Genomic DNA, 8,256 nt, shown 5'->3' with positions numbered 1-8,256 from the left:
GGAGCTCGTCGGACCCGCGGCCCCCTGGCTGGTCGACCCGCGCGAGCGCCCGCCGGGGCGCGCCGTCCTGGTCGTCGACCGTCGGACGGTCCCCGTGCAGGTCTACGACGCCGGGTCGGACCCGTCGGCCGGGCGGTGAGCGGTCGCGGCGACGACCGACGGCAGCAGGAGCAGGACCCCCACTGCCACGGCCACGGCGAGGACGGCGACGGCCCACGCCGTGACCTCCTGGCCGAGCCACCCCACGGCGAGGACGACGAGCAGCACCTGCCACGTCATCACCGGCGAGCGCGCCCACCGGCGGCCCGCCCAGAGGCCCCGTGCCGCGAGCGCGAGGAGCGCCGCGATGCCCACGCAGAACGCGACGAGGAACGCCGTCGGTGCCGCGAGGGCGGTCGCGCCGCGGACGAGCGAGACCACGAAGGCGACCCCGAGTCCCGCCACTACCACGGATTCGAGCAGCACTAGGACACAGGTCACAGCGAGGAGGCGCGGGCGGGGGGTCACGGACCCGAGCCTAGGCGTCCCGGCGCTCACCGAGGGCGAGCCGTGGACGGCGGCTGCCGCATGCTCATCAGGCACTCTGACCTGGACAAACGTTCGGCAATCCGGCATCGTGACCGCGGAGCCGCTCACAGGCCGTGCACAGATGTGACCAACGCCTCAGTCGTTACCCAAGCGAAACGTTCTCGTAACCCCTTGTGCGCCGTCGACCGTGATGTGACCCTAGATGGAGCACGTCCCCCCCACCCCGATCACACCCGGCAGTTGCGCGCCCTCAACCCCAGGGCGCCGGACAGCCGTGTGCCCAAGGAGAGATCTGTCATGGATTGGCGCCACCGCGCAGCGTGTCTCGACGAGGACCCCGAGCTGTTCTTCCCGATCGGCAACACGGGTCCGGCGCTGCTGCAGATCGACGAGGCGAAGGCCGTGTGCCGTCGTTGCGACGTCGTCGACACGTGCCTCAAGTGGGCGATCGAGACCGGTCAGGACGCGGGCGTCTGGGGCGGCCTGTCCGAGGACGAGCGCCGCGCGCTCAAGCGCCGCACCGCCCGCCAGCGCCGCGCCGGCTGACCCGGCAGCACCGCAGCTCACCGAGCCGGCCGCACCCTCCGGGGTGCGGCCGGCTCGTCGTCTGTCCGGACGTCGCGCGTCGCTCGCGCCGACACGTCCCAGCCTGCTGGTCGTCCCTCCGGAGCGCCCGCGGGACCCGGCTCAGGGGACGACAGCCGCGCCGTCCCGGCCGTGCCGCAGCCGTGCCTCGATGACCACCGACGTCCCGCCGCCGTCACGCGCTCCCCACGCGATCGTGCCGCCCATCTCGTTCGTCACGAGGGTCGAGACGATCTGCGTGCCCAGGCCGGTGCCGGCGCCACGGTCGGGCGGCAGGCCGGCACCGTCGTCGGCGACCTCGACGCGCAGGTCGTCGCCGTCGCGGTCGACGACGATCTCGACCGTCCCGGACTCCCGCCCGTCGAAGCCGTGCTCGACCGCGTTGGTGACGAGCTCGGTGAGCACGAGCGCGAGCGCGGTCGCGTCCTCGGCGGGGACCGACCCGAACGAGCCCTTGACGACGGTCCGCACGTGCGCGCCCGCGGTCGCCACGTCGGCGGCGAGACGCAGGCTGCGACCCACGAGGTCGTCGAACGGGACGCTCTCGTCGAGCGTCTGCGAGAGCGTCTCGTGGACGAGCGCGATCGTCGCGACGCGGCGCATCGCCTCGCCGAGCGCCTCCTTGGCCTCGGGCGAGCTCATGCGCCGGGACTGCAGGCGCAGGAGCGCGGCGACGGTCTGCAGGTTGTTCTTCACGCGGTGGTGGATCTCGCGGATCGTCGCGTCCTTGGTGATGAGCTCGCGCTCGCGCCGCCGCAGCTCGGAGACGTCGCGGCACAGCAGCACGGCGCCGAGCCGCTGCCCGTGCTCGGTCAGGGGCACGGCACGCAGCGAGAGCGCGACACCGCGCGCCTCGACGTCGGTCCGCCACGGCGCGCGCCCCATGAGCACGAGCGGCATCGACTCGTCGACGGTCGCGCTCTGCTCGACGAGGTCGGCGGTCACCTCCACGAGCGACCGGCCGACGAGGTCGCCGAGCGCGCCCAGCCGGTGGAAGCACGAGAGCGCGTTGGGGCTCGCGTAGAGGACCTCGCCCTCGGAGTTCAGGCGGACGAGGCCGTCGCCCACGCGGGGGGCGCCGCGACGCGGACCGGTGGGTGCGTCGGTCGCGGGGAACTCGCCGCGCGCGATCATGCCGAAGATCTCGTCGGCGGCCTCGACGTAGTTGAGCTCGAGGCGGCTGGGCGTGCGGGCGCCGCCGAGGTTCGTCTGGCGCGCGATCACGGCGATCGCCCGTCCGCGCCGCACGACGGGGACGGCCTCCTCGCGGACGGCGTACGAGCCGAACCAGCGGGGCTCGCGCGAGCGCTGCGGGGCCCGCTCCTCGAGCGCCCGGCGCAGCTGCGGCCGCTGGCCCTCGGGCGCGAGCGACCCGACGACGTCGTCGTAGTGCACGGTCGCGCCGGTCGACGGACGGCACTGCGCGACCGCGACGAAGTCGTCGTCGTCGGTGGGCAGCCACAGCACGAGGTCGGCGAACGCGAGGTCGGACACGACCTGCCAGTCCCCGACGAGCAGGTGCAGCCACTCGAGGTCGGCGACGTCGAGCGTGGCGTGGCGGGCGACGAGCGTGCTCAGCGTGGACACGACTCCAGGGTAGGTGCCGCCGCGCGACCCGAGACGCGTCGGGGGCCACGGGTGCGGCCTCCGCGCCGCCGGGCGACAGGGCGACTAGCCTTCCAGCACACGACGCGACGCGGCCGCACGCCCGTCGCCGGCCGCCGAGGCGGCCCATCACGGACGGGGAGGACCACGGTGCTGCACCTGAGCGTCACGCTCGACCTGGCCACGGACGCGGCGTCCGCGGGACTCATGCTGGCCGACCCGCGCTACGTCGAGCAGAAGGTGGTCGCGAGCGGCGCGATCGAGCACCAGGTCGACGTCACGGGCACGGCCGACGAGGCGTTCACCGTCGCGACGCGGCGCGCGCTGCCCTCGGACCAGATCCCCGCACAGGTGCGCGGGTTCGTCGGCAACCGCATCGACGTCCGCCTGGTCGAGGCCTGGGAGGCACCGCAGCCCGACGGCGGGCGCGCGGGGACCGTCGTGGTCGAGATCGCGGGCGCGCCCGTGCGCCTCACCGGTCGCTGCTCCCTGCAGCCCGTGGGACCGGCCGCGAGCCGCCTCGTCTACGACGGCGACCTGCAGGCGCAGATCCCGTTGTTCGGGTCCGCGGTGGAGGAGGCGGCGGCTCGGGCGATTCGTGGTGCTCTGGGGGTCGAGCAGCAGGTCGCCGAACGGTGGATCGCAGATCACGGACGGGCCGAGCAGCCGTAACGATTCGGTAACACGGAGCCACGTCAGCAGGGCCCTGACCTGCGCAAACGTGGGTGTGGGATCGCTACCACACAGGTTTCGGCCACGCACGTCCTTGACACTCAACCAGCAGCGGGCGACAGTTCATGCAGCGCGTGGGAACGCTCCTACATTCTGCGGAAGGACGGTCCTGCGCGGGGTCCACCAGGCCCACGTCCGACGCCCGTCAGCGCCCCCTGCGGCAGACGGTCCGAGGATGCCCCAGGGGTACGGCGAGGACGCCGTCCGACTGACAAGGGAGTCATAGTGCGCAAGACCACACGCAAGATGTGGGCGGCTGCGGCCGGGGTCACGGGCATCGCCCTCCTCGCCACCGCCTGCTCCTCCGGCTCGGGTGACAACTCCGACGACGACGCGTCCGAGGGCGGCAACATCACGCTCACCGTCGCGACGTTCAACGAGTTCGGCTACACCGACGAGCTCTTCGCGGAGTACGAGGCGTCGCACCCCGGCGTCACGATCGAGCACAAGAAGGCCGCGACCTCGAACGAGGCCCGCGAGAACCTCAACACGCGTCTCGCCGCGGGCTCCGGCCTGTCGGACATCGAGGCCATCGAGGTCGACTGGCTCCCCGAGCTCCTGCAGTACCCGGACAAGTTCGTGGACCTGAACTCCGCCGACGTCGAGGGCCGCTGGCTCGACTGGAAGGCCGCGCAGGCCACGACGGCCGACGGCAAGCTCATCGGCTACGGCACCGACATCGGCCCCGAGGCCATCGCGTACCGCTCCGACCTGTTCGCCGCCGCCGGCCTGCCGACGGACCGCGCCGAGGTCGCCGCGCTGCTCTCCGAGAACGGTGGCGGCTGGGACCAGTACTTCAAGGTCGGCAAGCAGTACGTCGACGCGACGGGCAAGCCGTGGTTCGACTCGGCCGGCGCCGTGTGGCAGGGCATGATCAACCAGGAGGAGGCCCCCTACGAGGACCCCTCCGACAACACGGTGACCGCGGCTGACAACCCGCGCATCAAGGAGATCTACGAGCAGGTCGTCCAGGCTGCGGCCACGGACAACCTGTCGGCGCACCTCCAGCAGTGGAGCGACGACTGGAACGCCGCGTTCCAGAGCCCGGACAACGCGTTCGCGACGATGCTCGCCCCGGGCTGGATGCTCGGTGTCATCGAGAACAACTCGGCCGGCGTCACCGGCTGGGACATCGCCGACGTCTTCCCCGGCGGTGCCGGCAACTGGGGCGGTTCCTTCCTGACGGTGCCCGAGCAGGGTGCGCACACGGAGGAGGCGAAGGAGCTCGCCGCGTGGCTGACGGCCCCCGAGCAGCAGCTCAAGGCCTACGCCGACAAGGGCACCTTCCCGAGCCAGCTCGAGGCCCTCGAGTCGGACGAGCTGCTCTCCTCGACGAACGAGTTCTTCAACAACGCCCCTGCGGGTGAGATCCTCGCGAACCGCGCGAAGGGCATCACCTCGGTCTACAAGGGCCCGAACTTCTTCGCCGTGAACGACGCGTTCAACAACGCGCTGGTCGAGGTCGACGTCAACGGTGGCGACCCGGCTGCTCAGTGGGACGCGGCCATCCAGGCCGTCTCGGCTCTGGGCTGACGCTGACGAGGCCGGGCCGATGGACCTCCATCGGCCCGGCCTCCGCCGCGTAGGCTTCGCCCCAACAGCACCGAAGGACTATCGATGGCCACCTCCACCACGCCGCCGAGACTCGACCGGCGCGCCGCCAGCAGCACCCCTCCGAGGGCACCCCGTCGGGTCGGCTTCAGCCAGAACCTCGGTCGCTGGGACGTCAAGCTCTCCCCGTACCTCTACATCTCCCCGTTCTTCATCCTCTTCGGGGTCACGGGCCTCTTCCCCCTGATCTACACGGCGTGGGTGTCGATGCACGACTGGCACCTCATCGCGGGCCAGGGTGACTTCGTCGGCCTGGAGAACTTCGCGTACGTCCTCCAGGAGCCGAACTTCTGGAAGGGCATCCGCAACACCTTCTCGATCTTCCTGATCTCGACGATCCCGCAGCTCATGATCGCGATCGTCCTGGCCGCGCTCCTCGACGCGAACCTGCGCGCCAAGACGTTCTGGCGCATGGGCGTCCTGCTCCCCTACGTCGTCGCCCCCGTCGCGGTCTCCCTCATCTTCGGCCGGCTCTTCGCCGACCAGACCGGCATCATCAACACGATCCTCAAGGACATCGGCCTCAGCCCCGTCGGCTGGCACTCGCAGGTGTTCCCGAGCCACGTCGCGATCGCGACCATGGTCAACTTCCGCTGGACCGGCTACAACACGCTGATCCTCCTCGCGGCCATGCAGGCGATCCCGCGCGACCTGTACGAGGCCGCGGTCATCGACGGTGCCTCGCGCGTCCGCCAGTTCTTCTCGATCACGGTGCCGATGCTGCGCCCGACGATCATCTTCGTCGTCATCACGTCCACCATCGGTGGCCTCCAGATCTTCGACGAGCCGCGTCTGTTCGACCAGCTCGGCCAGGGTGGCCCGAGCCGCCAGTGGATGACCGCGACGATGTACATCTACGAGGTCGGCTGGGGCAACCAGAAGAGCTTCGGCCGCGCCGCCGCCGTCGCGTGGATCCTGTTCCTCATCATCGTCATCGTCGGCCTGATCAACTTCTCCCTGACGAAGCGGATCGCCTCCGACAACGCGTCGAAGTCCCGAAAGAAGGTCCGGCGATGAGCGCCCCCTCCGTCCCCGTCATCTCGCAGACCGCGGGCAAGGGTGCCGCTCGGGCCGCGTCGCGCAAGCGCTCCGTCGCCCAGGGTGCGGACCGTCGGCCCGGCTGGGTCACCTACGTCCTGCTGACCGTCGCGGTCCTCGCGTCGGCCCTGCCGCTCTACTACGCGTTTCTCTTCGCGTCGTCGACGGCCCAGGACATCGCCCAGAACCCGATCCCCTCGCTCATCCCGCAGGGGCACTTCTGGGACAACGTCAACCGCGTCCTGTCCTCGGACATCCAGTTCTGGACCGCGCTCGGCAACTCGATCATCGTCGCCGTCATCACCTCGGTGTCCGTCGTGCTGTTCTCGACGCTGGCCGGCTTCTCGTTCTCGAAGCTGCGGTTCCGCGGTCGCGCCCCGCTCCTCGTGTTCGTCATCGCGACGACGGCCGTCCCGACGCAGCTCGGCGTGGTCCCGCTGTTCATCCTCATGTCGAAGCTCGGCTGGGTGGGTCAGCTGACCTCGATCATCGTGCCCGGCCTGGTCACGGCGTTCGGCGTGTTCTGGATGACCCAGTACCTCGAGTCGGCGCTGCCCTACGAGCTCATCGAGGCCGCCCGCGTGGACGGCGCGTCGATGATCCGGACGTTCTGGCACGTCGCGCTCCCCGCGGCTCGCCCGGCGGCGTTCATGCTCGGCCTGTTCGCGTTCGTCGGCTCGTGGACGTCCTTCTTCGGTCCGTTCATCTTCCTCGGCCCGGCGAACCCGACGCTCCCCGTGGCCGTGCAGCTGCTCCAGGCGTCCTACTTCAAGGACATGTCGCTCATCATGGCGGGTGTCACGCTGTCCGTGATCCCGCTGATCGTGATGTTCTTCATCGCCGGCCGTCAGCTGGTGGCGGGCATCATGCAGGGTGCTGTCAAGGGCTGACGGCACGCCCGAGCTCCATCGGTCGCCCGACCCCGCACCGGGGAGGGCACCGACGGACAGGAGGGCGGGGTGGCCCCCACCCCGCCCTCCTGTCGTCAGCACGTCATCGCTGCCCCGGCAGCCACAGGAGGGAAGACCAACGGTGGTCGACAACATCCCCGCCCGCACGGAGCCCGCCCGTCCCCCGGCGCCGACGCTCGAGCAGGTCGCCGAGCGCGCCGGAGTGTCACGCTCCACCGCGTCGCGCGCCATCAACGGTGGTCTGCGCGTGTCCCCCGAGGCCCTCGCGTCCGTCGAGGCCGCCGTCGCCGACCTGGGCTACACCCCGAACCGCGCCGCGCGCTCGCTCGTGACCAAGCGCACCGACTCGATCGCGCTCGTCGTCCCCGAGCCCGACGAGCGCGTGCTGTCCGACCCGTTCTTCGCGGGCACCCTCAACGGGCTGTCGAGCTCGCTCGCCGACTCCGACATCCAGGTCGTCCTCGTCATCGCCCGCCCCGGCGAGAGCGAGCGGACCGTGCGCTACCTGCGCAACGGGCACGTCGACGGCGCGATCGTCGTGTCGCACCACCGCGACGACGAGCTCGACCGGACGCTGCTCGCCTCGCGCGTCCCCAACGTCTTCGTCGGCCGACCGCTCTCCGCGGACGAGCGCGACGTGCAGTACGTCGACACCGACAACCACGAGGGCGGGCGTCTGGCGACGCAGCACCTCATCGACCTCGGCCGGCGCCGCATCGGCACGATCGCGGGCCCCGAGGACATGTCGGCCGGCATCGACCGCCTCGCCGGCTGGCGTGACGCGATGGCCGCCGCGGGCCTGCCGCAGGACGCGGTCGTCTACGGCGACTTCACCATCGCGTCGGGGGCGATCGCGGCACGTGAGCTGCTCGCCCGCCACCCCGACCTCGACGCGATCTTCATCGCGTCCGACCTCATGGCGGCGGGCGCGCTCGGCGTCCTCACCGAGCACGGCAAGGACGTCCCCGGTGACGTCGCCGTCGTGGGGTACGACAACCTCGGCGTGGCCGCGTCCACAACGCCGCCGCTCACGACGGTCGTGCAGCCCGTCGTGGCGATGGCGCGAGCGGCCGGCGCGCGCCTGCTCGACCAGCTCGCGGGCGTGCCCGCGCCGTCCGAGCCGCTGATCTTCGCCCCCGAGATCGTCATCCGCGCCTCCGCCTGACGTCCCGGCGGCACGGCGTCAGGTGCGCGCGTCCGCCTGACGTCCCGGCGGCACCGCTCAGGTGCGCGCGTCCGCCCGACG

The 8,256-nt window shown here is 71.4% G+C and carries 8 protein-coding genes; 6 read left to right on the top strand and 2 right to left on the bottom strand.

Going from position 1 to position 8,256, the window contains the following annotated elements; all coding sequences use genetic code 11:
- Positions 1-102: 102 nt before the first annotated feature.
- Positions 103-420, bottom strand: a complete 318-nt coding sequence (locus HGA02_RS05745; RefSeq protein ID WP_343035301.1) for a hypothetical protein — start codon at positions 418-420, stop codon at positions 103-105.
- 405 nt (positions 421-825) lie between these two features.
- Here HGA02_RS05745 and HGA02_RS05740 point away from each other — a divergent pair, with 405 nt between their 5' ends.
- A complete protein-coding gene (locus HGA02_RS05740; protein ID WP_013771685.1) occupies positions 826-1,074 on the top strand; it encodes a WhiB family transcriptional regulator in 249 nt (82 codons plus the stop codon).
- A gap of 141 nt (positions 1,075-1,215) precedes the next feature.
- On the opposite strand, the gene HGA02_RS05735 is transcribed toward HGA02_RS05740, so the two are convergent.
- Entirely contained in the window at positions 1,216-2,700 is a 1,485-nt protein-coding gene (locus HGA02_RS05735) for a histidine kinase N-terminal domain-containing protein (protein WP_168678193.1), read from the bottom strand.
- A gap of 168 nt (positions 2,701-2,868) precedes the next feature.
- Here HGA02_RS05735 and HGA02_RS05730 point away from each other — a divergent pair, with 168 nt between their 5' ends.
- From HGA02_RS05730 to HGA02_RS05710, 5 genes are all read left to right on the top strand, one after another.
- Entirely contained in the window at positions 2,869-3,390 is a 522-nt protein-coding gene (locus tag HGA02_RS05730) for a DUF2505 domain-containing protein (RefSeq protein WP_343035299.1), read from the top strand.
- Between the two features lie 285 nt (positions 3,391-3,675).
- Complete coding sequence (locus tag HGA02_RS05725; RefSeq protein WP_343035298.1) at positions 3,676-4,983, top strand: ABC transporter substrate-binding protein; 1,308 nt, start codon at positions 3,676-3,678, stop codon at positions 4,981-4,983.
- Between the two features lie 84 nt (positions 4,984-5,067).
- Entirely contained in the window at positions 5,068-6,078 is a 1,011-nt protein-coding gene (locus HGA02_RS05720) for a carbohydrate ABC transporter permease (RefSeq protein WP_168678192.1), read from the top strand.
- Positions 6,075-6,989, top strand: coding sequence for a carbohydrate ABC transporter permease (locus HGA02_RS05715; RefSeq protein ID WP_168678191.1), 915 nt, complete (start codon positions 6,075-6,077; stop codon positions 6,987-6,989). Before HGA02_RS05720 ends, HGA02_RS05715 begins: the two co-directional genes overlap by 4 nt.
- 142 nt (positions 6,990-7,131) lie before the next feature.
- The gene (locus tag HGA02_RS05710; RefSeq protein WP_168678190.1) at positions 7,132-8,175 is read left to right on the top strand and encodes a substrate-binding domain-containing protein; all 1,044 of its coding nucleotides are present in this window, start codon (positions 7,132-7,134) and stop codon (positions 8,173-8,175) included.
- The last annotated feature ends 81 nt before the right edge of the window (positions 8,176-8,256 follow it).

Source organism: Cellulomonas septica (genome assembly GCF_012396155.1).
Lineage (GTDB): Bacteria > Actinomycetota > Actinomycetes > Actinomycetales > Cellulomonadaceae > Cellulomonas > Cellulomonas septica.
Note: the sequence above shows the minus strand (reverse complement) of the source record. Positions and strands in the feature narration are given on the sequence as shown.